Source organism: Polaromonas sp. P1_G1 (genome assembly GCF_056405595.1).
Genome location: NZ_JBFUBU010000327.1, coordinates 1 through 351 on the forward strand (window position 1 = coordinate 1; position 351 = coordinate 351).

1 protein-coding gene is annotated in these 351 nt (G+C 57.5%); it reads left to right on the forward strand.

Annotation, left to right across the window (positions count from 1 at the left end):
- A partial coding sequence (locus AC1D1Y_RS27065; RefSeq protein ID WP_477685048.1) for an MFS transporter occupies window positions 1–351 on the forward strand: 351 nt, incomplete at both ends.

Genomic DNA, 351 nt, shown 5'->3' on the forward strand with positions numbered 1-351 from the left:
ACTTCTACCTCTACGGTTCTTTGGCAGCCATCATCGCCAAGCAGTTTTTCAGTGGTCTGGATGAAGGCTCTGCCTTCATTTTTGCGCTGTTGGCGTTTGCTGCCGGCTTCATCGTGCGCCCCTTCGGTGCCATTTTCTTCGGCCGCTTGGGCGACATGATTGGTCGCAAGTACACCTTCCTGGTGACCATCCTGATCATGGGCTTGTCCACCTTCATCGTGGGTATCTTGCCCAACTACGCCTCGATTGGCGTGGCCGCTCCCGTCATCCTGATTGCCCTGCGTCTGCTGCAGGGTCTGGCGCTTGGTGGTGAGTACGGTGGTGCTGCGACCTATGTGGCGGAACACGCAC